The sequence below is a fragment of the Tatumella saanichensis genome (assembly GCF_000439375.1).
Lineage (GTDB): Bacteria > Pseudomonadota > Gammaproteobacteria > Enterobacterales > Enterobacteriaceae > Tatumella > Tatumella saanichensis.
Genome location: NZ_ATMI01000042.1, coordinates 16541 through 41186, shown reverse-complemented (window position 1 = coordinate 41186; position 24646 = coordinate 16541). Strand labels below are relative to the sequence as shown.

Here is a 24646-nt window from a genome sequence, read left to right as displayed (position 1 = left end):
GCTGTCTGGTTGCAAGGAAGTGGTTCTGAACCTAATTATCGCGTTACGCCCTCCATCCTGAAAACCGTCTCAGGAGATAAATTAGATATTTGTAAAGGGATAACCCGTTTTTCTAATGGCTATGAGTATGGAAAAGATACTCAGGACTTCATCAAAGGGAAAAAGTATCCCTATGGCAATTGGTAAACCACACACGGCAGCATTAAAAGGAATGGATGATGCTAAAAAAACCTATTTTACTGCTATTACTGATAACCCTTAGCGGCTGCCGTGCCGGAGAGCCACAGACCCCTGAGCAAACCGGAACTATGCCCTATGGGGAAGCGGGTTTTGCTTTTTTCACCCCTAAGGGGTTACCGGCAATCGTCACCAGGGCACTGATTATTGACAGTAAAAAAGTGGTCTACACCTATCGGACACTGGATAGTACTCAGGAAAACTCAGGAACTGTAAATAACTGGAGCTTGAGGACAAGAAGAATGGTTCAGCGTAATAAAATTCGACACGCCCCGGCGCAAATGCTGTTCTGTTGGGATTCTATTATCGACAGAAAAACCTATCAGACTGTGATTGATTTTTCCCCTGAACTGCAGACACAGATGTCGACACCGACCGGAAAAGACCGGAGAGGCAATACCTCTTGGTATAAAATATTACTGTTTGGTCTGGCACCAGAAGGTAAAGTCCGTATCTGGCTGCAGAACAGCACTGCCAGCGATAACCTGCCGGTTACCCCGCTCAGCATCACCACAACATCAGGGGATAAACTCTCGGTCTGCAACAAATTCCCTTCACGGATTAAGTTTAACTACAGCATTCCAGATGGATACGATCCGTTCATTAAGGATTTTATTGAAGGTAAAAAGTATCCCTACGGGAACTGGTAAAGAACGCTAAGGCTCTCTACGCGTGGGCAGTGTGCTAATAAAAAAGCTGACCTTAGTCAGCTTTTCAATCAGTTTAGACAAGCAGTTTTAGACCGCTTGGCGGTTATCGTGAACCTGTCGCCATGCAACCAGATCATCGATCGTTACTACCGGCATATTATGCTGTTTGGCGAAACGTATCGCTTCCGGTGCGCGGGCCATGGTGCCATCATCATTGGTCAGCTCACAGAGCACGCCCATCGGAGTAAAACCGGCCAGACGTACCAAATCGGTGGTCGCTTCAGTATGTCCACCACGGGTCAGTACCCCGCCGTCACGGGCCCGCAATGGGAAAACATGGCCGGGACGGTTCAAATCAGAAGGCTGCGCATCCGGCGCAATCGCCGCGCGAACCGTGGTAATACGATCCTGAGCTGAGACGCCAGTCGTCACCCCTTGAGCTGCTTCAATCGTCACCGTAAAACCGGTCCCGTAAGCACTGGTGTTATTATCAACCATCATCGGTAGATCCAGTTGACGACGACGCTGTTCGCTCATGCACAGGCAGACAATGCCGCTACCGTGACGAATAGTGAGGGCCATTTGCTCGACGGTCATGGTTTCTGCGGCGAAGATCATATCCGCTTCATTTTCGCGGTCTTCGTCATCAAGAACCATGACACCACGTTTATCACGCAATGCCGCCAGAGCACGTTCTACACGCTGTTCAGGCGTGCCGAATTCAGAAAGAAGAGTCTGATTCATGGTAAAAATCCTTTGATTTATAAATGTTACCAGAATCAGGGCTGCAAAGGAGGTATGTCAGTAAGACACAAATATATCGGTGATCAGCCCGCAAGGACCGTTACCCTCTCCCGTCCGGACTTTAACCGTCGGCCCCGGAATTACACCGGATCTGCTGACCTTTAGCCAGAGGCTAAAGCGCTCGCGGGCTTTCAGTGAACACTGATTTACCGCCGGTGGGGAATTTCGCCCCGCCCTGAGAATAAGCAAATTCACTATATCCCCAATCTCAGTAAACGGCAATCAAAGGACTTGCAAAAACAATTAACTTTTTTTGCTTTTAATTTCTGGTTTCCCGTTGGCCGTTCAAGCATTACACTTGATCCTATCCAGGCCAGCCACGGGTGGCGCTGAATCCGCTTTCGGGCGTCCATTGTCCACTACAGGAAACAGTCATGATTGATACAAAGAAAATTGAACAACTCGCCCGTCAGGTGCACGATGCGATGCCGCAGGGGATCAAGACATTAGGCGATGACGTTGAGAAGAAAATCCGTCAGGTACTCCAGGCACAACTAGGCCGCATGGATTTAGTCAGCCGCGAAGAATTCGATATTCAGACCCAGGTTCTGCTGCGTACCCGCGAAAAACTGACCGCACTGGAGCAGCGTCTGGACACGCTGGATGCACCGGCCACCGATAAGCCGGTGGTAGTGACGCCGCCTATCGAGTCAGACAAAGCCGAGTAATCACTAATGATAAAAAAGGGAGCCACATGGCTCCCTTTTTTCTTTCCGTGACCGCTATGACGATCAGGAGGAGTGGCGCTTAATGGTATTAATGATATTGGTGGTGGAGATGCCGTCCTCAAAATTGAGAATACGAACGTCACCGCCGTTGGCAATCACCTCTTCCCCACCCGCGACTTGCTCTGGACGGTAATCACCGCCTTTGACTAACAAGTCTGGCAGCACTTCACTGATCAAACGTTGCGGCGTATCTTCCTCAAACGGCACGACCCAATCCACGGCTTCCAAGGCGCTCAGCACCGTCATACGGTTGGCCAGGGTATTCACCGGACGGGTCTCACCTTTCAATCGCCGGGTTGAGGCATCGCTGTTCACCGCCACAATCAGGCGATCACCTAACTGACGGGCATTCGCCAGATAAGAGACATGTCCGGCGTGCAGAATATCGAAGCAGCCGTTGGTCATCACCACTTTCTCACCGCGGGCACGCGCTTGCTCCACCGCACGTTTAAGCTGCTGTTCATCCATCACGCCAAATCCGGTTTCCGGACGAGCATGGATGGCATTTTCCAGTTCCACTGGGCTGACCGTGGAAGTCCCGAGCTTACCAACCACTACACCTGCTCCAGCATTCGCTAGGAAACACGCATCTTCTAACGAGCAACCTGCCGCCAGTGACGCAGCCAGCACACCGATGACCGTATCCCCGGCACCGGTGACATCATAGACTTCCTGCGCCAGGGTCGGTAAATGGACCGGCGCTTTACCTGGCTGCAATAAGGTCATTCCGTTTTCAGAACGGGTCACCAGCAGAGCTGAGAGATCGTATTGGGCCATCAGTGCCATACCGCGTTCGACGATCTGTTCCACACTGCGGCATTTACCGGCCACCGCTTCAAATTCAGACAGGTTAGGCGTTAGCAGTGTCGCGCCGCGATAGCGTTCAAAATCGGTCCCTTTCGGGTCGATCAATACCGGTAAACCGGCGTCACGGGCCAGACCGATCATGGTCTGAACGCTGGACAAAGCACCTTTGGCATAATCAGAGAGCACCACTGCACCGGCGGTACTGAGGGCAGCCTGCATCCGCTGGTGAAGCGGAGTCGGATCGATATCCTCAAACCCTTCTTCAAAATCCAAGCGAATCAGTTGTTGATTGCGCGATAAGATCCGCAGCTTGGTGATGGTTGGGTGAGTGCTGACCTGCACAAAGTCACAATCGACCTTCACATCTTGCAGCGTCCGATTCAAACTAGCCGCAGCTTCATCGTCACCGGTCAGGCCAATAAGACGAGAAGCGGTGCCTAACGCGGCAATGTTCATGGCGACGTTGGCCGCTCCGCCAGGACGTTCTTCGATGGTTTCGACCTTTACCACCGGTACTGGGGCTTCAGGTGAAATACGTTGTGTTGGTCCGTACCAGTAACGATCCAGCATCACGTCACCGACCACCAATACACCCGCACGGCCAAAATTAGGCAGCGTTACTTTCATTCAAACGACTCCAGACAGCAGAAACCAGAGGAAATTTTGGCAGATAATACCACAAACATCCGCAACTGGCTGTTATCCGCCCGTCTGAATCTGCCCTGATTGCGGTGGCTGCTCCAACCAGTGCTGCCAACTGTGACTGACGATGTCACGCTGCGGCAGAAAAACCTGTTCATCGACATGGCCCGGCAGCGACTGTAACGCCAAATGATGCAGAGCATCACGCAGGGTAACGTAGGTTAAGGTCAGATCATCCGCTTCCGCCTGCGACATAATCTGTGCCTGCGCCATGGCAGCGAAAATACGGACATTATCCGGCCAGCGAGTCAATGCTGGCGTGTTGGCACTGTGCGCCAGTACCAGATACTGGGCGATAAATTCAATATCGGTAATGCCCCCCGGGTCCGCTTTGATATCCCAGCGTTGCTTATGTTTATTGGCTAAATGATGACGCATTTTGTTGCGCATATCGCGCACCTGTTGTTGAAGAATCTCCGCGTCACGGGGCTGGCAGAGGATATCATGGCGGATCTCATTGAACTGTGCCGCCAACGCCGGCTCACCGTAGACAATACGCGCCCGTACCAACGCCTGATGCTCCCAGGTCCAGGCCTCCTGCTGCTGATACTGACGATAGGCACTGAAAGTACTGACCAGCATACCGGCTGCACCGGAAGGCCGCAGTCGAGCATCCACTTCGTAAAGGATCCCCGAGGCAGTGCGGGTGCTGAACAGGTGCATAATCCGCTGTGCCAACCGCAGGTAAAACTGCCGTCCGTCAATACTGCGCTCACCATCCGTGTAGGCGTCTTCAGGACAATCGTGGAGAAAGACCAAGTCGAGGTCAGAGCTGTAGCCGAGCTCCAGCCCACCCAACTTGCCATAACCCACCACTGCAAACCCCCGCTGCTGAGGATCGCTCAAGTGCGAAGGCCGGCCATAACGCTGCACCATCTTGTGCCAAGCCTGCCCAACCACCGTATCGAGGATAGCCTCTGCTAACCATGTGAGGTGATCACTCACTTTCATTACTGGCAGGGTACGGGCAATATCGGCGGCGGCAATACGCAGTTGCTGAGTTTGTTTAAACTGGCGTAATGCTTCCAGTTGCTGCTCTTCATCTTCGACAGGGATGCGCATCAGGTACTGACGCAGTTCGTCACGATAGGCATCGGTCGCGGTGGGTTGATACAACGTAGCCGGATCAAGAAGTTCATCCAGCAGTAACGGATAGCGGGCCAACTGCTCTGCCACCATCGGCGAGGCGGCGCATAGGCGGATCAGGTGGGCCAGTGCACCGGGATGTTCGGTCAGCAGTTCCAAGTAAGTACTGCGGGTCAAGATCCCCGTCAGCAACGGGATCAGCTGTTGCAGTATATCACCGGCATGCGGTTGCCCGGCCAATTCCGCCAGCAGCCGCGGCATTAACTGGTCGAGGGCTAAGCGGCCTCGCGGCCCGACAGTACGACGGTTCACATCTTCGCGAAAATGATGCAGCACCGTCAGTAGCTGGTGACATTGTGGCTCACTCAGTTGCGGCGTCAGGACGGCCACTTCCTCGGCGGTATAATCCCCCAGCCACAGTTCACTAAAATCACTGTGATCGTCGGTGGTGCTGGCCTCCGGCCCCTCTTCACCGATCAACTGTTCAAAAATGTGTCGGACCCGCGCCATATGGGTTTCAAGTTGTCCACGTAACGCCTGCCAATGCGGCAACCCCATCGCCCAGGCCAAACGGGCCTGATCCAGTGGCTCGTTAGGCAGCGTCTGGGTCTGTTGATCGTTTAAGCTCTGTAACAGGTTTTCCAACCGGCGCAGCCACAGCCACGCCTCACGTAGTTCGGTCACCTCGTTAGCCGGTAATAGTCCTAGCTCATCGATGGCCGCTAGGGCTGCCAGCCAAGAACGTTGCTGTAGTGAGCGCTCACGTCCACCGCGGATCAGTTGGAATACCTGAACGATAAATTCACATTCACGAATACCGCCTGCGCCAAGCTTGATATTATCGGTCAGGCCGCGCCGCCGCACTTCACGGGCAATCATACTTTTCATTGACCGCAACGACTGGATGACACTGAAATCAATATAGCGACGGTAGACAAACGGACGTAGCATCTGCTGCAACTCCGCATAGCCGTGTTGGTCCGGCTCACCCATAATCCGCGCTTTAACCATCGCATAGCGCTCCCAGTCGCGCCCTTGCTCCTGATAGTAATCTTCCATAGCGGCAAAACTTAATACCAGCGGCCCGCTGTCACCGAATGGCCGTAACCGCATATCCACCCGGTAGACAAAGCCATCAATGGTCTGTTGGTCCAGCACCTTAATCAGCCGCTGCCCCATGCGCGTAAAAAATTGGGTATTGTCCAGCTCCCGCCGTCCACCGCGGGTGGAGCCGCTCTCCGGCCAGGTAAAAATCAGATCGATATCGGAAGAAAAATTCAGTTCGCGACCACCGAGCTTCCCCATGCCCAGGATATACAACTGTTGCGGCTCGCCGCTGGCATTGCAGGGCGTGCCCCATTCTCGGCAGCACGCTTGATAGACCCGGTCACGGGCGGCGACGATCAGCACCTCCGCTAATTCACTGAGCTGTTGCAGGCTCTGGGCGGTACTGGCCAATGCCAACGCCTGCATCAGGGCAATTCGTACCAACATATGGCTGCGGAAATGGCGCAGGACGCGCATCAACGCGGCTTCCTCCTCTACCCCTTCGAGGGCCTCCTGCAGCCAATGCCGGTATTGCTGCCATTCTTCAGGATGTGGCGGCTGTAGTTGCAAATGCTGTTGCCACTGCGGATGCTGCTGCAGGTGGTCACTGATAAAATCACTGAACGCCAGTGCAGCTTGCTCTCCCAGTGGGATCAGCGGAAAAGCCTCTGTCAGGGCCAGTTTATTGGCTTGTTCCTGCATTAACTCCGGTAATGGCAACATACATTTTCCTGTCAGTCTGAGTCAGCGGCGGCCAGCGGATCAGTCTCCGCTTCTGGCCGGTTCATTTCCGTTTAGCCAGAATGGCACCTGACGATGCAGCGCGCGTAGCTGCCACGCCAGTTCATGGGTCTGGCCAGATGTGATTTTTTTCAGTATCTGCCACCAAGGTTCCAGCCACGCATCCACGTCACTGAGCGGATAAGCGCCCCCTAGCAGACAAACTGCCAGTAATTGCTTATGGATACGTTGCGCTTTGTCTTGATATTCAGAGGGCTGATTAAACTCGGCGGTGGTCTGTTTTAACTCTGCAACCACTCGGCCCAGCATCACATCACAGAAACGTTTGAAAGAACCGTCCAGTTTTTTACGGTGTTTCTCTTCCAATACCTGCTTCCAGGGTTCCTCAATCAGCCAGTGAGTAAGTGCTAACTGGGTCTCTGCCCATAAAGGGGTATAGCAGAATTGTTGCGGGTCAGCCCCTTCCATCGCCTGCTCTAAGGTCAGCAGTAGCTCACGTAAGCGGCCACTGGCCTTACGCGGCAACATCCCGCCATACAGGGTAAAGACTTCACGTAATGCCAGCAGAATTTCGCTGATACTGCGCCCTGCCTCGCGGTTACCCGCCAGCCACAGCTCCTCATGGTATTGCCAACTGGAGAGTAACTGGGACAGCATCTCCTGCAGCCCCTGAGCGCAGGTCAATTTCTTAGCCACCTGCAGCCGTGGGAAAGGCTCAATGGCCCGCTGCGGGTTACCTTTTGCCAGATGATAACCACGGGCGGCTTTACTAAGGCTGCCCGGGCGTAAACCGCCTTCACGCACCAATTCAAAGGCAAATGCCATCAGATCCTGACGGCTGCCCTGTTTCAGCTCTAGCTCCACTTCAAACAGTGGCGTTTGCAGCTCACCGGCGATCACTGCGCCTTGGTCGAAAGCCACCTCAATTTCACTGGCATGGTAGCTAACCAGCCATTTTTCGCGGACAAAATCTGTCTGAAACAGAGGAGCCAGTTGCTGCTGTAAAGCCTCTACATCGGTGCCCTGTGGCCAGATGTCGGCGGGCAGCAGGCGGATATCCAGTTGCGGTCCACTGAGGTCGATATTATATTCCGGACGCTGATGCAGGCCGCCAATAGTCTGGCCCCGGGTTTTCAGCGTCATTTCATACTGCTGATTTACTCCACGGATACGCAGCCCCATATCCCAGCGGCGCAGCTGGTTATCAGAAGTTTCAAAATAAATGTTAGCCAGCGCCTGTGGTGCACTGTGCTGGTTCGGCCAGCGGCTGAGGGTATCGCTGAGTACTTCGGCAGCTTGTTTGCTGGCAATGAACTTTAGTTCTGTTTCAATGGTCATAGGTTCTCTGAGTTCAGATTGGCGATCAGTAAAGCGGGAAATGACCCCGCTTTCAGAGTAATCGAGTAAAGACGCACTGTCTCTGATTTGTTAGGCTTAACTATCGTCGGGAACAGGACAGTTCTCATGGTTTTCCGTCAGGCCGCGCTCCGGATAGCGGTATTTACTGACCCCTATAATATGCAAAAACGACGTCGAATGAATAAACTTACACGAACTGCGGTATTTCTGCTGGCTTTCACTGGCCTTTCGCCACTGGTCCATGCGGATACCACGCGCTATATTTCCGATGAACTTTCCACCTGGGTCCGCAGTGGTCCCGGTGATCAGTATCGACTGGTTGGTAAACTGAACGCTGGCGATCCGGTCACGGTCTTGCAAACTAACCAAGATACCCATTATGCGCAGATCCGTGACGGCCAAGGCCGCACCAATTGGATCCCGCTGTCGCAATTGAGCGATACCCCGAGCCTGCGTACTCAGGTGCCTCAGCTACAGCAGCAGGTTAACGAGTTAACCAGCAAGCTGGCTAACATTGATAACAGCTGGAACCAGCGCACGGCAGATATGCAGAAAAAAGTGGCTGGCAGTGATAATGCCATCAATGCGCTCAAACAGGAAAACCAGGCGCTGAAAGATCAGCTGACCGTCGCGCAGAAGAAAGTGAATGCCGCCAATGTTCAGTTAGATGATAAACAGCGTGCCATTATCATGCAGTGGTTTATGTACGGCGGCGGGGTACTGGGTATCGGCCTGTTGCTGGGACTGTTACTGCCGCACATGATCCCACGCCGTAAGAAAAACGATCGCTGGATGCAGTGATCCTGACTGGCCGGACATTGTTCGGCATTCAGGATCTGTCAGTCGCTTAGGCATTAAGGAACAATGGCGTGAAAACATATCTGGTGGGCGGTGCCGTCCGTGATGCTCTGCTTAATCTGCCGGTAAAAGACCGCGACTGGGTGGTAGTGGGTGCCACGCCACAAGACTTGCTGGATAAAGGCTATCAGCAGGCGGGTCGTGATTTCCCGGTCTTTTTACACCCTGACAGTCATGAAGAGTATGCGCTGGCACGAACCGAGCGTAAATCCGGACATGGCTATACTGGGTTTACCACCCGCTTCTCACCGGATATTACCCTTGAAGAAGATCTGCAACGTCGTGATTTGACCATCAATGCGATGGCAGAGGACAGCAACGGGCAGATTATTGACCCTTGGCACGGCCAGCGTGACTTGGAACAGCGGTTGTTACGCCATGTCTCGCCAGCCTTTGTCGATGACCCACTGCGGGTATTGCGGGTGGCGCGTTTTGCCGCCCGTTTCCATCGGCAGGGCTTTACTATCGCTCCAGAAACCCTAGCGCTGATGCAACAACTTTCTACCAGCGGTGAACTTGATCACCTGACAGCGGAACGGGTATGGAAAGAGACCGAGAAAGTTCTGAGCGGGGATAATCCGTGGGTCTATTTCAGTGTGCTGCGGCAGTGTGGCGCCTTGAAGGTGTTGTTTCCGGAGCTGGATAATCTGTTTGGTGTCCCGGCCCCGGCGAAATGGCACCCCGAAATCGATACCGGTATCCACAGTCTGATGACCTTGGAAATTGCCTGTGAGTTAACCCGCGATCCGGTGATCCGTTTTGCCGCCTTGTTCCACGATGCCGGCAAAGCCCTAACACCGCCAGAGGTATGGCCCTCCCATCCAGGACACGGGGTTGCCGGTGTACCACTGGTCACCGCCCTCTGCCAACGCCTCAAAACCCCGAATCCTTACCGAGATACTGCCCGGGTGATCACCGAGTTCCATGATGTGATCCATACCATTGACCGACAACCCGCAGAGCGGATTATCGGACTGTTTGACAGTATTGATGCTTGGCGTCGCCCAGAGCGGGTCAGCCAACTGATATTGGCCAGCGAAGCCGATGCCCGTGGGCGTCAAGGGCTGACCCGTCAGCCTTACCCCCAGGCAGCCCTGACCCAACAGCGGTTTGAGACTGCCGCCGCAGTCCCGGTGGCAGAAGTGATTGCGGCAGGCTTTCGCGGGCCGGACATCCGGCAAGAGCTGACCCGCAGACGCATCGCGGCGTTAACCGACGGTTATCCGCCGCTGGACGCCTAAAGCCCTCTCTGCAGAGGGTGACCTCTGCAGTGTCTTCTCCCTTAGCGCGGCAGTGTGCCGCGTTCAATACGCACACCGACCTGCGCCGCTTGAGCAACCGCCCCTGGCTTACTGACTTTGATGCGCACCCCTTCAAGGCCAAAACGGCTGATTAACAACGAGGCCACTTCCTCGGCCACCCGCTCAACCAATGCAAAGCGTCCTCCTTGCAAATGCTGCAAGACCGCTTCTGAGACGTCTGCGTAGCTCAGGCAGTCGTTGACATCATCGCTGGCGGCGGCCTGACGATTATCCCACGCCATCTCAATATCCAGCACTAATTTCTGCTGAATAGTCTGTTCCCAGTCAAACGCCCCAATTGTCGTAAACACGGTTAACTGCTCAATAAACACTATATCCATCGTGACACTCTCTGTATTTTTGCCGTGATCGGATACCACTTCCGTCACTTTATGCGTATTATCCGAACTCAAGGACCGGATAATGGACAGGGTATAATGGTATTATGACAGTAATCGCCGCAGGAATGATCCTTTTTGCCTATCTGTGTGGTTCCGTGTCCGGCGCCGTTCTGCTGTGCCGTGCATGCGGTTATCCCGACCCGAGAAATGGCGGGTCTGGCAACCCGGGAGCCACAAATGTATTGCGTGTCGGCGGCCGATTGGCGGCGGTTGCGGTACTGATTTTCGATATTATCAAAGGTATGCTGCCGGTATGGCTGGCTTACCGTCTGTATCTGCCGCCGTTCGCCCTCGGGCTGGTGGCTATCGCGGCTTGCCTCGGTCATATTTATCCGCTGTTTTTTCAGTTTCGTGGCGGTAAAGGGGTAGCAACCGCGCTAGGGGCTATCGCTCCGATCGGCTGGGATCTCAGTGGATTGATGATTGGCACCTGGTTACTGACGGTGCTGTTGAGTGGCTATTCTTCGCTGGGGGCGATTATCAGTGCCCTGATTGCGCCCTTTTATGTGTGGTGGTTTAAACCGCAGTTTACCTTTCCGGTGTCGATGCTGTCCTGCCTGATCCTTCTGCGCCACCACGATAATATTCAGCGACTGTGGCGTGGCAAAGAGTCGCGACTGTGGAAGCGCAAAAAACGCCGTTGACCGACTGACGGCGAGTTTGTGCAGACTCACCGTCAGGCACAATGTTAAGGGGCTAATGGCGGCAATTCGGAGAGCGGCCAGCGTGGGCGCACGGTGATCCCTAAATCGGTGGCGCTGCCTCCTTTGGCACGGATCATCCCCGCATAGGCGATCATCGCGCCGTTATCGGTACAGAATGCCGGACGGGCATAAAACACCTCTCCCCCGGACTGCTGCATCATCTCAGCCATTCGTGCGCGCAAGGTACGGTTGGCACTGACACCACCGGCAATCACCAGCCGTTTAAAACCGGTCTGTTGCAAAGCACGCTTACACTTAATCATCAGCGTATCCACCACCGCATCTTCAAAAGCACGCGCAATGTCAGCGCGGGTCTGCTCATCGTCGTCATGATTACGGATAGTGTTGGCCGCGAAAGTTTTCAGGCCGGAGAAGCTGAAATCTAATCCCGGGCGATCGGTCATTGGCCGTGGAAAAGTAAAGCGCCCCGCCACGCCCTGCATTGCCATTTTCGACAGCAGCGGACCACCTGGATAATCCAAGCCCAGTAATTTAGCTGTTTTATCAAAGGCTTCGCCGGCAGCATCATCAATCGATTCACCGAGAAGTTGGTATTCACCGATGCCAGTAACACTGATTAACTGGGTATGACCGCCAGAAACCAACAGCGCGACAAACGGGAATTCTGGCGGGTTATCTTCCAGCATCGGGGCCAACAGATGCCCTTCCATATGGTGTACCGCAATCGCCGGCACCTGCCAGGCAAAGGCCAATGAGCGCCCGATCGTAGCCCCAACCATCAGTGCACCGACCAGGCCGGGGCCAGCAGTATAGGCCACAGCATCGATATCTTTGGACGTCAACCCGGCTTCCGCCAGCGCCGCTTGGATAAGCGGGACGGTTTTACGCACATGGTCACGGGAGGCCAGTTCAGGCACTACCCCGCCGTAATCGGCATGTAAACTGACTTGGCTGTATAGCTGATTAGCCAGCAGACCGGCTTCATCGTCATAAATTGCAATTCCGGTTTCATCGCAAGACGTTTCAATACCCAAAACTCGCATCACACTCACCTCTGATTTCGCCGCAGGAGTGTACCACAGCTTATTTTTCAGACCTACGCCGGAGGATTTCATTAAAAAGATTTTTTACCGGCCAAAGAATAGGCTATACTCCGCGGTCTGAAAAAAACCGGCAGCCGCAGCGCAGGCAGGTGCTCTGTTGGTTTGAATTTGTTCATGGTGCTTTACAAGTCAGCGCTTGCTGGAGTAAAATACTGCACCATTTTGAAATAAGCTGGCGCTGCAGCCAGCTGCAAAAACCGAATTTTATTGAGGTGAGAGTTACATGCCGGTAATCAAAGTACGTGAAAACGAGCCATTCGACGTTGCACTGCGTCGTTTCAAACGTTCATGCGAAAAAGCAGGCGTTCTGGCTGAAGTTCGTCGTCGTGAGTTTTATGAAAAACCAACGACTGAGCGTAAGCGCGCTAAAGCGTCTGCTGTTAAGCGTCATGCCAAGAAACTGGCTCGCGAAAACGCACGCCGCACTCGTCTGTACTAATCCCCCGGGAGTCCGCTCCCTCGCGTGTTAAGCGCAGACTGAGTCAAGTAAAAGGCCGTGCTTTCCGAAAGGAAGCGCGGCTTGTTGCCGTTTATGAGCTAAGATCCGGAGTCTATGGCTGGGAAAATACCGCGTATATTTATCAATGACTTGCTTGCGCGCACAGATATCGTCGATCTGATCGATGCCCGTGTGAAGTTAAAAAAGCAAGGCAAAAATTATCACGCCTGCTGCCCCTTCCATAACGAAAAAACCCCGTCTTTTACCGTTAACGGTGACAAACAGTTTTACCACTGCTTCGGCTGTGGTGCTCATGGTAATGCTATCGATTTTTTAATGAACTTTGACAGGCTCGAGTTTGTCGAAACCATCGAAGAATTGGCGACCATGAACGGTTTGGAAGTGCCTTACGAAAGTGGCAGCGGTGATACGCCTATAGAGCGTCATCAGCGTCAGAGCCTCTATCAGTTGATGGAGGGCCTGAACAGCTTCTACCAGAAGTCACTGACCGCCGCCGCCGCAGAGCCTGCACGACAATATCTGAATAGCCGTGGTCTGAGCCAGCAGGTGATTGACCATTTTGCGATGGGCTATGCCCCGCCCGGCTGGGATAATGTGTTGAAGCGTTTCGGGCAACAGCAGGACGACAAACATTCTCTGACGGAAGCAGGAATGTTGGTGACCAACGATAACGGCCGCAGTTATGACCGTTTCCGCGACAGAGTCATGTTTCCGATCCGTGATAAACGCGGCAGAGTGATAGGTTTCGGTGGCCGTGTGCTGGGTAATAATACCCCGAAATACCTTAACTCACCGGAAACCCCAATTTTCCATAAAGGACGTCAGTTATATGGCCTTTATGAGGTGACTCGTAATCACCCTCAACCCGCCAGACTGCTGGTCGTTGAAGGCTACATGGACGTTGTAGCACTGGCTCAGTTTGGTGTCGATTATGCTGTGGCATCCCTCGGTACCTCAACTACCAGTGAACATATCCAGTTGCTGTTCAGAAACACCGATACAGTGATTTGCTGTTATGACGGCGACAGGGCCGGACGGGATGCCGCATGGCGTGCCCTAGAAACTGCCCTGCCCTATATGACCGATGGCCGGCAACTGCGTTTTATGTTTCTCCCGGACGGTGAAGACCCGGATACCTTGATCCGCAAAGAGGGAAAACAGGCTTTCGAGCAGCGGATGGTGCAGGCAATGCCGCTCTCAGACTTTTTGTTTGAAAGCTTACTGCCGCAGACCGACCTGAGCAGCCGCGAAGGGAAAGCCAGACTGAGTAACTTAGCGTTGCCACTGATCAGTCAAGTTCCCGGCGAAACACTGCGTATCTATCTGCGTCAGGTGCTGGGCAATAAGCTCGGCATTCTTGATGACCGACAGCTTGAAAAACTGGTCCCGGCCAAAGCAGAGGGCGCAACAGTGACTGTGGCACCGGTGATGAAACGCACCACCATGCGTATTCTGATTGCCCTACTGTTGCAGCATCCGGAGCTGGCGCAATATGTACCGCCGCTGGATGGCCTGATGGAGACCGGGATGGCCGGTCTGCCACTGTTTGCGGAACTGGTGCAACACTGTAATGAGCACCCGGGCATGACCACGGCGCAGTTACTGGAGAATTATCGCGATACAAAAACCGGTCAGTCCCTTGAAACACTGGCGATCTGGAACCACATGATAGTGGATGAAGAAGTGACGGCCGTGTTTGCCGACTCACTGACCAGCATTATCAATTCAGCGCTGGAACAGCGACTGGAACAACTGATTGCCCACGACCGGACGCGCGGGCTGAACAGCGATGAGCGGCGTGAGCTGCAATCACTGGTGACAGCACTGGCTAAAAAATAGTGTCCGACGTCACAACCATGAAATATTTTGCAGAGCTAACGAAAAAATCTGTTGAAAAAATCACCACCCATCACAGACTCTGCAAGGTTCTTCTATAATGAACCTGTGGTGAAAACAAAAAGATTACTCGCGGCTTAATTGCCGATTACTGAGGGCAGATGCCCATTGCTGCGATGAAGGCCGCAGCCATTGAACGCCTTTACTGTTATTGCCGGTTCGCCCCGGCCAACACCAATCTCATTAACAGAAGTGTGGATACCGTCTTATGGAGCAAAACCCGCAGTCACAGCTGAAGCTACTTGTCACCCGTGGTAAGGAGCAAGGCTATCTGACCTATGCTGAGGTCAATGACCATCTGCCGGAAGATATTGTCGACTCCGATCAGATTGAAGATATCATTCAGATGATCAACGACATGGGTATTCAGGTGGTAGAAGAAGCCCCTGATGCTGATGATCTGATGCTGAATGAAAACAGTTCGGATACTGATGAAGATGCTGCTGAAGCTGCTGCGCAGGTATTATCCAGCGTAGAATCGGAAATTGGCCGCACCACAGACCCAGTACGCATGTATATGCGTGAGATGGGTACTGTGGAACTGCTGACCCGTGAAGGCGAAATCGACATTGCCAAACGTATTGAAGACGGTATTAACCAGGTTCAGTGCTCAGTAGCAGAATATCCGGAAGCGATCACTTATCTGCTTGAGCAGTACGATAAAGTGGAAGCTGGAGAAGCCCGTCTCTCCGATATCATCACCGGGTTTGTTGACCCAAATGCCGAAGAAGATCTGGCACCGACCGCCACTCACGTGGGATCAGAGCTGTCTCAAGAAGACCGTGATGACGACGAAGACGAAGATGAAGACGGTGATGACGACAGCTCAGACGATGATAACTCTATCGATCCTGAACTGGCCCGTGAAAAGTTTGCTGAGTTACGTACTCAGTACGAGGTCACCCGTACCGTCATCAAGAGCAAAAGTCGCAGTCACGCCGATGCGATGGCAGAAATCCAAAATCTGTCTGAGGTGTTCAAACAGTTCCGCTTAGTGCCAAAACAGTTTGATTACCTGGTCAACAACATGCGTGAAATGATGGACCGCGTCCGTGGTCAGGAACGTACCATCATGAAACTGTGTGTTGAAATCTGCAAAATGCCGAAGAAGAACTTCATCACCCTGTTCACCGGCAACGAAACCAATGATACTTGGTTCAAGGCCGCACTGGCGCTGAAAAAGCCATGGTCTGAAAAACTGGTTGAAGTGGAAGATGATGTGCATCGTGGTCTGCAGAAACTGGCACAGATCGAAGAAGAGACTGGCCTGACCATCGAGCAGGTTAAAGATATCAACCGTCGTATGTCTATCGGTGAAGCCAAAGCGCGCCGTGCGAAGAAAGAAATGGTTGAAGCTAACCTGCGTCTGGTAATTTCGATTGCGAAGAAATACACCAACCGTGGTCTGCAGTTCCTGGATCTGATCCAAGAAGGTAATATTGGTCTGATGAAAGCCGTCGATAAGTTTGAATACCGTCGCGGTTATAAATTCTCAACCTATGCGACCTGGTGGATCCGTCAGGCAATCACCCGTTCTATCGCTGACCAAGCGCGTACCATCCGTATCCCGGTCCATATGATCGAGACTATCAACAAACTGAACCGTATTTCGCGTCAGATGTTGCAGGAGATGGGACGTGAGCCGTCACCGGAAGAGCTGGCTGAACGTATGCTGATGCCGGAAGATAAAATTCGCAAGGTGCTGAAAATCGCCAAAGAGCCGATCTCCATGGAGACGCCAATCGGTGATGACGAAGATTCACATCTGGGCGATTTTATCGAAGATACTACGCTGGAGCTGCCGCTGGATTCTGCGACCTCCGAAAGCCTGCGCTCTGCGACCCACGATGTTCTGGCTGGTCTGACCGCCCGTGAAGCCAAGGTTCTGCGTATGCGTTTTGGTATCGATATGAACACTGACCATACTCTGGAAGAAGTGGGCAAACAGTTCGACGTTACCCGTGAGCGTATCCGTCAGATCGAAGCCAAAGCACTGCGTAAATTACGTCACCCAAGCCGCTCAGAAGTCCTGCGTAGCTTCTTGGACGAATAATCGTTTCTCAGCCTGATATAAAAAACCTCATCATCTGATGAGGTTTTTTTTTGCTGTGCCATATTACGCTGAGCTGGCTGCCAGCTCTTATCCAAAGTCTGACTTATAGTTTTTACCTCCGTAATCCCTCGTCGCTTTCACAAAAAACGTTAAGAGATGAAATTTCACATTTTTTTGTGAAAATACCCCTACCTTAAATAGCAACAAAAATCCTTTAATAACATAATCTTAAATATGTATCTGTCGGTATTGTCTATTACCAGAACTGTGAGGTAGCAACTTTTAATGTTAAATGAACCGCACTACACTATTAACACTAAAGAAACATACATATGACATCTACGGGCTTATTATGGCTATGGTACTGAGTGCAAACGAACGTCGCGATTACATCTACCGCTATGTGCACGAAAACAGGGTTGCACAGTATGATGCACTGGCGGCGCTGATCAACGTCTCACATATGACTATTCGGCGTGACGTACGCATCCTTGAGCAGGAAGGTAAAGTACAGCGGGTGAATGGCGGCATAAAACTCTGTGAGCTGCTACATCAGGAACTGCCCTATCAGGACAAGTCTTACCTGAACCATAAGCTGAAAAAAGAGCTCGGCAGATGTGCCCTACAGCGTATCGCGGAAGGCACCATTATTTATCTTGATGCTGGCACTACCACCTTTGAAATTGCACGAGCCATTCCAGCAAATTTTCATCTGACTGTAGTGACTAATGATTTTTCGATTACTCAGTTATTAATGTCCAACCCGGCGATTGATCTGTTTCATGTAGGGGGCCGAGTGGATAAACGAAATTATTCCTGTGTTGGATTAAGCGCCGCTAATTTTATTAAAGCCTTAAATATTGACCTTGCCTTTATCAGTGCCAGCTCCTGGGATATGACCCACGGTATTTCCACCCCCTATGAAGGCAAAGCGGTGGTAAAACAGACCGTCATTTCGCTGGCCAATAAAAATATTCTGATCTCCGATAGCAGTAAATACGGAAAGTATGGGTTTTATACTGTTTGCCCACTGAACGGCGTAGATGAAATTATTACTGACAGCGTTTCCGGAGAATGCAGGCAAAGTTTAATGGCCCTTAATGCACCTAAAATCACCTTTGTGGATATTTTCCGTGAGGAGAGTCATTATGAAAAACGAAAATAATATCCGTGAAGAGATCTGCCTGATTGGCGAGAGCCTATTCCGTCGGAGGTATACCGTCGGGTCCTCCGGTAATATCAGCGCGCGCCTAGATGATGGCTGGCTAATTACCCCGACCGATGCCTGTTTAGGTACCCTTGACCCAGCAGCGATTGCCAAAGTTAACCACAAAGGGGAATGGGTCAATGGGCTAAAGCCTTCAAAAACCTTATTGCTGCATCAAGGTATCTACCGCAATAACGCTAACGCTGGGGCGGTACTGCATACCCATTCTACTGAGCTGGTATTACTGACACTGTTAGGTGTCTGGTCTGAAGAGGCGATACTGCCACCGATCACCCCCTATCAGGTGATGAAAGTGGGCAAGATCCCGCTGATCCATTATCAGCGTCCTGGGGCGGCGGTGGTAGCAAACCAGGTCGCTGAGCTAGCAAATTCGGTACGCGGCGTCATGTTGGAGCGTCTTGGGCCGGTAGTCTGGGGGGGAAGCGTCTCCCACGCCAGTTATATTCTCGAAGAATTAGAAGAAACAGCCAAGCTATGGCTGAAAACAGAAAAAAATATCCACCCGCTGTCACAGGACAGTATTGATGAATTAAGGGTTACTTTTAATTGCCGCTGGTAGAACGCTTCTCTATTCCTAATCTTATAGGGTAATGAATATGACTTTCTACGACATTATGCCACGGGTGGCATATTTAATTGCGGTGGCAATGCTGGGTTGGTATACCAGTAAAAAACTCAGTATCAATGCCAAAGACATTGCCAATCTGCTTATTTATATATTTTCACCGATTGTCTGCTTTGTATTAATTCTTAATTCACCTGCATCGGTAAGTTACGTCATGTATTCGGTGGTCTTTTACGTGGTATCTTGTATTGCTGCCGCGCTCGCTTATTTTGTGGGCCGCCTATTATGGAAAGATAACCGTGCCAATTTATTCGGTGCCGCCGGGGGCCAAGGGAATGTCGGTTATTTTGTCTTACCGCTGGCGATTGGCTTATTAGGAGGGACTGCAGATGGTGCCGCGGCGATCAGTATTATCGTCTTCGCGAAAGTTGCTTCCAGTATTTACGAGTTTACCGCGGCCTATTATCTGACTGCCCGTGGCCGCTATTCGGCAAAAAACAGCCTTATGCGGGTACTAAAAATGCCGACGCTGCATGCCGCAGTCCTAGCGTTGATCCTTAAATCCTTTCACTTCGCCCTGCCCGGCGTACTGAAAGGTGGCGTGGACAGTTTTGTTGGTGCTTATACCACCCTTGGCATGATGATTATCGGTATGTCACTGGCCAAGTTTGACAAGCTGGTGCCGGATTGGAAGTTCGCCATCCTATCGATTATCTGGAAACAGGGATTGTATGCAGCGGTAATTATTTTGATTTTTAGCCGCTTTCATCTGACCCATTATGAGTATGTAGTGATGGTGATGCTGGCCTGTAATCCCCTGCCGGCCAATATTGCCGCCGTCGCCTCGGCGTTGGATGTCCATCCTGAAAAAGCCGCCTTCGCCATTATGCTCAGTACCTTGATGGCGGTGGTGACGGTTCCTCTGACACTCTGGCTGGTACTGTAAGCCCCGGTCAACCTGAATACAGCGAGTAAGGAGTTTGCTATGAACGAGTCAAATGCCCTGATTGTCCACAGTGCTCTGGTTGTGCGTTCGCCATTTGATGACAGCCTACTGGATATTTACCGTCGCCAGCACGGAGATGTCTCTCTGCACTGGACCCCAACCAGCGTATTAATGAAAAACATCGAAAACGGCCAGCAATGTGATGTGGTGATTGTTACCGATCCGGCGATGGATGAATTGGAGGCCCAAGGGATCATCGACCCAGCCACTCGTCAGCCACTGGTGATATCACGTATCGGCTTTGCGGTTAAAAAGGGAGAGCCTGCGCCGGATACCTCTGATCGGCAAAAACTGATCGAGACCCTGCGCAATGGCAGGTCTATCTGCTACTCAATCGGCGGAGCCAGTGGTATCCACTTTAAATCCGTCCTGAAAACCCTAGGCATCGAGCAGGAAATCGATGCCAAAGCCTGTCCGATCCCGGAAGGTTTTACCGCTGAGAAACTGATCACCGGAGACGCTGATTTAGCCATCCAGCAAATCAGCGAGCTGTTGGTGGTGCCGGGGGTAGAGATCAGTGGATACCTACCGGATGACTTACAAAAAGTGACGGCATTTTCGATAGCCTGTTTTACTCACTCGCCACGGAAACAACACGGCCGCCAGCTCATTGACATCGTCACCGCTGCCCGCGCAGCGGAAGCGTATCAGAAGTTCGGTTTAGAAAGCCGCCACTGATCTCTGACATCCGGCAGCTGAGCCTGCCTCTTAATCTACGATCGTTATCTCATAAACTTCATGGAGCCTGATATGTTAATAGGTGTCATAGCAGATGATTTTACCGGTGCCAGTGACATTGGTGTCACCTTGGCAAAAGGGCTGCCTGAAGAAGGTGGGCTGAAAACAGCGCTGTACATCGGCGTACCGGATCACTCCGCAGACCCGACCATTGGAGCCGGGGTGATTGCCTTAAAAAGTCGCTCTCTGCCCGTAGCTGAGGCAGTAACTCAGTCCTTACACGCCTGTGACTGGTTACTGGCACAAGGCTGCCAGCAGATTGTCTTTAAATACTGCTCCACCTTTGATTCCACTGCCGAGGGCAATATCGGCCCAGTGGCCGAAGCCTTAGCAGAGCATCTCTCTACTGCTGGTGTGGTCGTCTGCCCAGCCTTTCCCGCGATGAAGCGGACCCTCTACCAGGGGCATCTATTTGTCGCTGACCAACTGCTCAACGCCTCGGGGATGGAGAACCACCCGCTGACACCAATGAAAGACCCAGATATCCGTCGCGTGCTGGCGGAACAATCACAGCATGCCCCCGGCTTTATTGCGTGGCAGCAAGTACAACAAGGCAGCGAAGCGATCAAGCAACAGTTACAGGCTCTTGCCGACCAAAAGACCTGTCTGGTGGTCACTGATGCCATCAATGATGAAGACTTGCTCAAGATTGCCAGTGCCTGTGCCGAGGCAAAGCTTGTCACCGGCGGTTCCGCCATTGCCCGCGGCCTGCCACATAACTTTATCCGCCGTGGCGAAGCAAGTGGTGAAGCCGCCCCTGAATTCAGCGTTAAAGGCGATGGCGTGGTACTCGTCGGCAGCTGTTCCCGCACCACCCTGAAACAGATTGCCTATCATCGCCAACAGTTTGCCGTCCATGAATTGGATGCTGAGCAGATTATCCGTGGCGAGGTTGATAGCCAGGCACTGCTAAGCTTTGTGGCAGATCACCAGCAGCAGGCACCGCTGATCTACACTTCTGGCGATCCACAACGTGTCAGCCAGCTACAGAAAAAGTATGGCCGTGAAAAGGTCTCGCAGGCGATTGAGCAGTTCTTTGCAAGTCTGGCCCCGCAACTGGTGGCAGCCGGTGTACGACGACTGGTGGTCGGCGGAGGGGAAACCTCAGGAGCAATTGTCAGCGGTCTGAAGCTGGATTCCGTGGTTATCGGCGCAGAAATCAGTACCGGTGTCCCTGCTCTACAAGCCAAACGCGGCGAGGAAACGATAGGTCTGGCGTTAAAATCCGGAAACTTCGGCGAAGAGGATTTCTTCTCACGGGCACTGAAAGCGCTGGCGGAGTAGTTAAACATGGCAGCCGACTGAGCGACTGCCATTTTCTTACAAAGAACTGATTACATTGTTACGCAGATTCTGAATATGTGTGCGAATCGATACCACGCTACGCTCACTGTTCTTTTCCAGCATTGCCACCAGCAGATCCATATGCTCGGAATGATTTTCCTGCTGACGATGTAACGGGCTGTGTAACCGGAAAAGCCGGACATTAATCCTTAGCCCCTCAAGAATACGCGCCAGTACTAGATTTCCCGTCGATTCCGCAATAGTGCTATGAAGCCTCTCATCAAAACGCCAGAAAAGATTTTCTTCATGTTCACCGACCATCAGTTCCTGCAACTCGTCTATCATCTGTTGCAGGGTATCTGGGCTGATTCGGTCAATCGCTTTGGTGACGGCTTCAGCTTCCAGTAACTCACGTAACGCCATGGTATCCAGATATTCTTTAATATCGACCGACCGTACTGCATAAGAGCGTGCGCCACGCCTAACCAGTAAATTTTCCCCTGCCAGCCTGACTAATGCTTCGCGCATCGGTGTCCGCGAAACCTGTAGCTCTTCAGCCAGTTTAGATTCAGACATTTCACTGCTTTCAGGAATTTTTCGTTCGAGGATCAATTCCTTAAGCAGCGTATAAACCTGATCTGACAAACTGGCTGATTTCATATACAGCGGCCTGGCCGCCATAATTGCAGCCATGGCATGATCCTGATAATTAGTCATTAGCGTAAGGTGTCCGCGCAGTTAAAACATTCTTATTTTAGCGAATTATTCTGCGGTAGGCACCGGAAAAGGGGCTTTAGCGCGGAGAAAGTTACCTTTGCCGCTATCGCTATTAAACACACCATCCTGCCATAGTACCTTACCGTGACTCAGTGTTATCGCAGGCCAAGCATTCAGCGACATCCCTTCATACGGGGTAAAATCGGCAGCACTGTGCAGATCTTCATTACGAATGACCTTTGTCTCGCTAAAGTCCCAAATAACCAGATCGGCATCAGCCCCGACGCTGATGGTCCCTTTTTGCGGATATAACCCATAGAGACGGGCTGGCTGAGTAGAGGTGAGATCGACAAAACGCTCAGGACTGATACGTTTTTTTCGCACCCCTTCACTCATCAGCAACGGTAACCGTGTTTCAAGGCCGGCAATACCATTTGGTACTTTATCAAAAGATGCCCCTTCCCCATGGAGTAGCTTACCGGTTTCGTCATAATTGAACGGACAATGGTCAGAGGAGAAGATACTAAAGGTTCCGTTAGCCAACGCTGTCCAGACCGCCTGCTGGCTTTTGGCATCCCGTGGGGGTGGGCTACAGATACATTTCGCCCCGTGAAAGTCATCATCAATTCCCAGATCTTCCGCGGTTAAAAACAGGTATTGAGGGCAGGTTTCAGAGAAAATGTTTACGCCTTCGCCCCGAGCTAGGTAAATCTGCTCAATAGCTGCTCGGCTGGACACGTGTACAATTAACACCGGTACATCCACTAATTCCGCCAGTGAGATAGCACGGTGGGTCGCTTCGCGCTCACCAATCACCGAATGGGCGCGAGCATGGTAGCGCGGCGAGGTCTTACCTTCTGCCTTCAGTCGTTTAGTCAGCCAAGTAATACAGTCATCATTTTCCGCATGGATCATCGCCATGGCTCCACATTCTCGGGTCGCCTCCAGAACATCCAAGATATGTGAGTCTGATAACTTCATCGCTTCATAGGTCATATAAATTTTAAAGGAGGTATACCCTTTGGCGACCATTTCCGGAATTTCAGCAACCACTTCAGGCGTCGCATCGGTGATAATCACATGAAAGCTGTAATCGATGCAGGCCTTATCTCCGGCTCTCTTATGATAGTCCGCGACCGCTTCCGCCAAAGACTGTCCTTTGAACTGCATGGCAAACGGGATCACGGTAGTGGTGCCGCCACATACCGCTGAACGTGTACCGGTAAAAAAGTCATCGGCACCGACAGACCCATCGGTGGAAGGCTGGTCCAGATGACAATGAGCATCGACCCCACCCGGTGTGACCCAGCGCCCCGCAGCATCAATAATCTGCTCAGCCCCGTCGCCCACTAAATCCTGACCGATTGCCAGGATCTTGCCCTCTTTTACGGCGATATCTCCATGGTAGCGGTCAGCCGCAGTAATGATCTCCGCATTTTTGATAATAAGGTCGTAATTCATTGCTGCCCCTCACTGATGGTTATTTTTTCCACGTTGCCTGCAACAGCACTTTTTCCTGTGGGTGAGTGAGTACTTTGATAGGCCTTGGCATAATGTCGCTCAATACGGCGCTGAATAAAGTCCCACAGAGTGGTGAGGATCAAGTAGTAGGTCGCTGCTACCATAAACAATTCCAGCACCATGAATTTTTCTTGAATCAACAACTGGGTACGGCGCAGTAACTCCTCCATCGAAATCACCGAGGCCACAGAGGTTGTTTTCAGTAATCCATTAAAACTGTTGCCCAGCGCCGGCAAAATTAATCGCATGGTTTGCGGGAAAATAACGTAACGCGCGACACCAAAATGATTAAAGCCCAGAGCCTTGGCCGCATTGATCTGTGCTTTAGAAAGTGATTCAACACCACCGCGGATAATTTCAGCCAGATAAGCGGCTTCATTGAGGATCAGACCAATAAGCACCGCTTCAACCACTGTGAAGCGGATACCAATTTGCGGTAAACCGGTGTAGATAATAATTAACTGGACCAGTAATGGCGTTCCGCGAAATATCCAGATATAAACTCTGGCCAGTTGATTCACTAGGGTCCATGGCGACAACCTGGCGAAAGCCAGTACTGTCCCCAGCACCAGGCCTCCGGCCATACCAGCGATAGTTAAGTAGACAGTATTCACTGCCCCCATAAAAATATAATGGTTGGTCAGATAATGAAAATATCCTTCCCAGCTCCAGCCCTGAACCATAGTGTT

22 protein-coding genes, 1 pseudogene and 1 riboswitch are annotated in these 24646 nt (G+C 51.9%); of the genes and pseudogenes, 14 read left to right on the top strand and 9 right to left on the bottom strand.

The genetic code is table 11. The features are described from left to right. Nucleotides 1-186, top strand: a pseudogene (locus DW47_RS17620) (DUF2931 family protein); the annotation flags it as partial. A 32-nt stretch (nucleotides 187-218) separates the two neighbouring features. Further along, on the top strand, nucleotides 219-887 hold the full coding sequence (locus tag DW47_RS0113190) for a DUF2931 family protein (RefSeq protein ID WP_029686893.1): 669 nt from the start codon (nucleotides 219-221) through the stop codon (nucleotides 885-887). A gap of 87 nt (nucleotides 888-974) precedes the next feature. Here the strand turns inward: DW47_RS0113190 and ribB are convergent, their stop codons facing one another. Next, the gene (gene ribB, locus DW47_RS0113185) at nucleotides 975-1631 is read right to left on the bottom strand and encodes a 3,4-dihydroxy-2-butanone-4-phosphate synthase (RefSeq protein ID WP_029686892.1); all 657 of its coding nucleotides are present in this window, start codon (nucleotides 1629-1631) and stop codon (nucleotides 975-977) included. A 98-nt stretch (nucleotides 1632-1729) separates the two neighbouring features. Further along, nucleotides 1730-1878: riboswitch (FMN riboswitch) on the bottom strand. A gap of 187 nt (nucleotides 1879-2065) precedes the next feature. Here ribB and ubiK point away from each other — a divergent pair. Then, nucleotides 2066-2359 carry a ubiquinone biosynthesis accessory factor UbiK gene (gene ubiK, locus DW47_RS0113180; RefSeq protein ID WP_029686891.1) on the top strand — a complete coding sequence of 98 codons (294 nt, stop codon included), beginning with the start codon at nucleotides 2066-2068 and terminating at the stop codon, nucleotides 2357-2359. 63 nt (nucleotides 2360-2422) lie between these two features. On the opposite strand, the gene hldE is transcribed toward ubiK, so the two are convergent. The 3 genes from hldE to DW47_RS0113165 form a co-directional block, all read right to left on the bottom strand. Next, nucleotides 2423-3853 (bottom strand): bifunctional D-glycero-beta-D-manno-heptose-7-phosphate kinase/D-glycero-beta-D-manno-heptose 1-phosphate adenylyltransferase HldE, encoded by a 1431-nt coding sequence (gene hldE, locus DW47_RS0113175; protein ID WP_029686890.1) that lies wholly within the window; start codon nucleotides 3851-3853, stop codon nucleotides 2423-2425. A 72-nt stretch (nucleotides 3854-3925) separates the two neighbouring features. Next, nucleotides 3926-6784, bottom strand: a complete 2859-nt coding sequence (glnE, locus tag DW47_RS0113170) for a bifunctional [glutamate--ammonia ligase]-adenylyl-L-tyrosine phosphorylase/[glutamate--ammonia-ligase] adenylyltransferase (RefSeq protein WP_029686889.1) — start codon at nucleotides 6782-6784, stop codon at nucleotides 3926-3928. 39 nt (nucleotides 6785-6823) lie between these two features. After that, nucleotides 6824-8140 (bottom strand): CYTH domain-containing protein, encoded by a 1317-nt coding sequence (locus DW47_RS0113165; protein WP_029686888.1) that lies wholly within the window; start codon nucleotides 8138-8140, stop codon nucleotides 6824-6826. Nucleotides 8141-8338: 198 nt separating this feature from the next. On the opposite strand from DW47_RS0113165, the gene DW47_RS0113155 reads away from it, so the two are divergent. After that, nucleotides 8339-8962: a TIGR04211 family SH3 domain-containing protein gene (locus DW47_RS0113155; RefSeq protein ID WP_029686887.1), complete on the top strand. Its 624-nt coding sequence runs from the start codon at nucleotides 8339-8341 to the stop codon at nucleotides 8960-8962. Nucleotides 8963-9030: 68 nt separating this feature from the next. Then, the gene (locus DW47_RS0113150; RefSeq protein WP_029686886.1) at nucleotides 9031-10260 is read left to right on the top strand and encodes a multifunctional CCA addition/repair protein; all 1230 of its coding nucleotides are present in this window, start codon (nucleotides 9031-9033) and stop codon (nucleotides 10258-10260) included. A gap of 41 nt (nucleotides 10261-10301) precedes the next feature. Here the strand turns inward: DW47_RS0113150 and folB are convergent, their stop codons facing one another. After that, nucleotides 10302-10661 carry a bifunctional dihydroneopterin aldolase/7,8-dihydroneopterin epimerase gene (gene folB / locus DW47_RS0113145; protein WP_029686885.1) on the bottom strand — a complete coding sequence of 120 codons (360 nt, stop codon included), beginning with the start codon at nucleotides 10659-10661 and terminating at the stop codon, nucleotides 10302-10304. Between the two features lie 104 nt (nucleotides 10662-10765). On the opposite strand from folB, the gene plsY reads away from it, so the two are divergent. Beyond that, nucleotides 10766-11365 carry a glycerol-3-phosphate 1-O-acyltransferase PlsY gene (gene plsY / locus DW47_RS0113140; protein ID WP_029686884.1) on the top strand — a complete coding sequence of 200 codons (600 nt, stop codon included), beginning with the start codon at nucleotides 10766-10768 and terminating at the stop codon, nucleotides 11363-11365. A gap of 44 nt (nucleotides 11366-11409) precedes the next feature. Here plsY and tsaD read toward each other — a convergent pair whose 3' ends face one another. Continuing rightward, nucleotides 11410-12429: a tRNA (adenosine(37)-N6)-threonylcarbamoyltransferase complex transferase subunit TsaD gene (gene tsaD, locus DW47_RS0113135; protein WP_029686883.1), complete on the bottom strand. Its 1020-nt coding sequence runs from the start codon at nucleotides 12427-12429 to the stop codon at nucleotides 11410-11412. A gap of 283 nt (nucleotides 12430-12712) precedes the next feature. Here tsaD and rpsU point away from each other — a divergent pair, with 283 nt between their 5' ends. From rpsU to otnK, 8 genes are all read left to right on the top strand, one after another. Then, on the top strand, nucleotides 12713-12928 hold the full coding sequence (gene rpsU / locus DW47_RS0113130; RefSeq protein ID WP_001144069.1) for a 30S ribosomal protein S21: 216 nt from the start codon (nucleotides 12713-12715) through the stop codon (nucleotides 12926-12928). 114 nt (nucleotides 12929-13042) lie between these two features. Continuing rightward, on the top strand, nucleotides 13043-14788 hold the full coding sequence (gene dnaG, locus DW47_RS0113125) for a DNA primase (RefSeq protein WP_029686882.1): 1746 nt from the start codon (nucleotides 13043-13045) through the stop codon (nucleotides 14786-14788). 265 nt (nucleotides 14789-15053) lie between these two features. Continuing rightward, entirely contained in the window at nucleotides 15054-16898 is a 1845-nt protein-coding gene (gene rpoD / locus DW47_RS0113120; protein WP_029686881.1) for an RNA polymerase sigma factor RpoD, read from the top strand. 352 nt (nucleotides 16899-17250) lie between these two features. Then, nucleotides 17251-18063: a DeoR/GlpR family DNA-binding transcription regulator gene (locus DW47_RS0113115; protein ID WP_241430757.1), complete on the top strand. Its 813-nt coding sequence runs from the start codon at nucleotides 17251-17253 to the stop codon at nucleotides 18061-18063. Further along, a complete protein-coding gene (gene otnC / locus DW47_RS0113110; protein ID WP_029686879.1) occupies nucleotides 18047-18685 on the top strand; it encodes a 3-oxo-tetronate 4-phosphate decarboxylase in 639 nt (212 codons plus the stop codon). The genes DW47_RS0113115 and otnC overlap by 17 nt, the downstream gene beginning before the upstream one ends. Before the next feature lie 37 nt (nucleotides 18686-18722). Then, nucleotides 18723-19637 carry an AEC family transporter gene (locus tag DW47_RS0113105; RefSeq protein WP_029686877.1) on the top strand — a complete coding sequence of 305 codons (915 nt, stop codon included), beginning with the start codon at nucleotides 18723-18725 and terminating at the stop codon, nucleotides 19635-19637. Between the two features lie 39 nt (nucleotides 19638-19676). Further along, nucleotides 19677-20375 carry a molybdate ABC transporter substrate-binding protein gene (locus tag DW47_RS0113100; protein WP_029686875.1) on the top strand — a complete coding sequence of 233 codons (699 nt, stop codon included), beginning with the start codon at nucleotides 19677-19679 and terminating at the stop codon, nucleotides 20373-20375. A gap of 72 nt (nucleotides 20376-20447) precedes the next feature. Next, a complete protein-coding gene (otnK, locus tag DW47_RS0113095) occupies nucleotides 20448-21719 on the top strand; it encodes a 3-oxo-tetronate kinase (RefSeq protein ID WP_029686873.1) in 1272 nt (423 codons plus the stop codon). A gap of 36 nt (nucleotides 21720-21755) precedes the next feature. Here otnK and DW47_RS0113090 read toward each other — a convergent pair whose 3' ends face one another. Genes DW47_RS0113090 through DW47_RS0113080 form a run of 3 tightly spaced genes read right to left on the bottom strand, consistent with a single transcriptional unit; the run spans nucleotide 21756 to nucleotide 24640 of the window. Next, nucleotides 21756-22436: a GntR family transcriptional regulator gene (locus DW47_RS0113090; RefSeq protein WP_029686872.1), complete on the bottom strand. Its 681-nt coding sequence runs from the start codon at nucleotides 22434-22436 to the stop codon at nucleotides 21756-21758. 45 nt (nucleotides 22437-22481) lie between these two features. After that, entirely contained in the window at nucleotides 22482-23897 is a 1416-nt protein-coding gene (gene hydA, locus DW47_RS0113085; RefSeq protein WP_029686871.1) for a dihydropyrimidinase, read from the bottom strand. Continuing rightward, nucleotides 23894-24640, bottom strand: coding sequence for an amino acid ABC transporter permease (locus tag DW47_RS0113080; protein WP_051150961.1), 747 nt, complete (start codon nucleotides 24638-24640; stop codon nucleotides 23894-23896). Before DW47_RS0113080 ends, hydA begins: the two co-directional genes overlap by 4 nt. Between the last annotated feature and the right edge of the window lie 6 nt (nucleotides 24641-24646).

What these genes read in the sequence shown, in the direction of transcription:
- DW47_RS0113190 (WP_029686893.1), top strand. Translation starts at nt 219, where the DNA reads ATGCTAAAAAAACCTATTTTACTGCTATTACTGATAACCCTTAGCGGC.
- ribB (WP_029686892.1), bottom strand. Translation starts at nt 1,631, where the DNA reads ATGAATCAGACTCTTCTTTCTGAATTCGGCACGCCTGAACAGCGTGTA.
- ubiK (WP_029686891.1), top strand. Translation starts at nt 2,066, where the DNA reads ATGATTGATACAAAGAAAATTGAACAACTCGCCCGTCAGGTGCACGAT.
- hldE (WP_029686890.1), bottom strand. Translation starts at nt 3,853, where the DNA reads ATGAAAGTAACGCTGCCTAATTTTGGCCGTGCGGGTGTATTGGTGGTC.
- glnE (WP_029686889.1), bottom strand. Translation starts at nt 6,784, where the DNA reads ATGTTGCCATTACCGGAGTTAATGCAGGAACAAGCCAATAAACTGGCC.
- DW47_RS0113165 (WP_029686888.1), bottom strand. Translation starts at nt 8,140, where the DNA reads ATGACCATTGAAACAGAACTAAAGTTCATTGCCAGCAAACAAGCTGCC.
- DW47_RS0113155 (WP_029686887.1), top strand. Translation starts at nt 8,339, where the DNA reads ATGAATAAACTTACACGAACTGCGGTATTTCTGCTGGCTTTCACTGGC.
- folB (WP_029686885.1), bottom strand. Translation starts at nt 10,661, where the DNA reads ATGGATATAGTGTTTATTGAGCAGTTAACCGTGTTTACGACAATTGGG.
- plsY (WP_029686884.1), top strand. Translation starts at nt 10,766, where the DNA reads ATGACAGTAATCGCCGCAGGAATGATCCTTTTTGCCTATCTGTGTGGT.
- tsaD (WP_029686883.1), bottom strand. Translation starts at nt 12,429, where the DNA reads ATGCGAGTTTTGGGTATTGAAACGTCTTGCGATGAAACCGGAATTGCA.
- rpsU (WP_001144069.1), top strand. Translation starts at nt 12,713, where the DNA reads ATGCCGGTAATCAAAGTACGTGAAAACGAGCCATTCGACGTTGCACTG.
- dnaG (WP_029686882.1), top strand. Translation starts at nt 13,043, where the DNA reads ATGGCTGGGAAAATACCGCGTATATTTATCAATGACTTGCTTGCGCGC.
- rpoD (WP_029686881.1), top strand. Translation starts at nt 15,054, where the DNA reads ATGGAGCAAAACCCGCAGTCACAGCTGAAGCTACTTGTCACCCGTGGT.
- DW47_RS0113115 (WP_241430757.1), top strand. Translation starts at nt 17,251, where the DNA reads ATGGCTATGGTACTGAGTGCAAACGAACGTCGCGATTACATCTACCGC.
- otnC (WP_029686879.1), top strand. Translation starts at nt 18,047, where the DNA reads ATGAAAAACGAAAATAATATCCGTGAAGAGATCTGCCTGATTGGCGAG.
- DW47_RS0113105 (WP_029686877.1), top strand. Translation starts at nt 18,723, where the DNA reads ATGACTTTCTACGACATTATGCCACGGGTGGCATATTTAATTGCGGTG.
- DW47_RS0113100 (WP_029686875.1), top strand. Translation starts at nt 19,677, where the DNA reads ATGAACGAGTCAAATGCCCTGATTGTCCACAGTGCTCTGGTTGTGCGT.
- otnK (WP_029686873.1), top strand. Translation starts at nt 20,448, where the DNA reads ATGTTAATAGGTGTCATAGCAGATGATTTTACCGGTGCCAGTGACATT.
- DW47_RS0113090 (WP_029686872.1), bottom strand. Translation starts at nt 22,436, where the DNA reads ATGACTAATTATCAGGATCATGCCATGGCTGCAATTATGGCGGCCAGG.
- hydA (WP_029686871.1), bottom strand. Translation starts at nt 23,897, where the DNA reads ATGAATTACGACCTTATTATCAAAAATGCGGAGATCATTACTGCGGCT.
- DW47_RS0113080 (WP_051150961.1), bottom strand. Translation starts at nt 24,640, where the DNA reads ATGGTTCAGGGCTGGAGCTGGGAAGGATATTTTCATTATCTGACCAAC.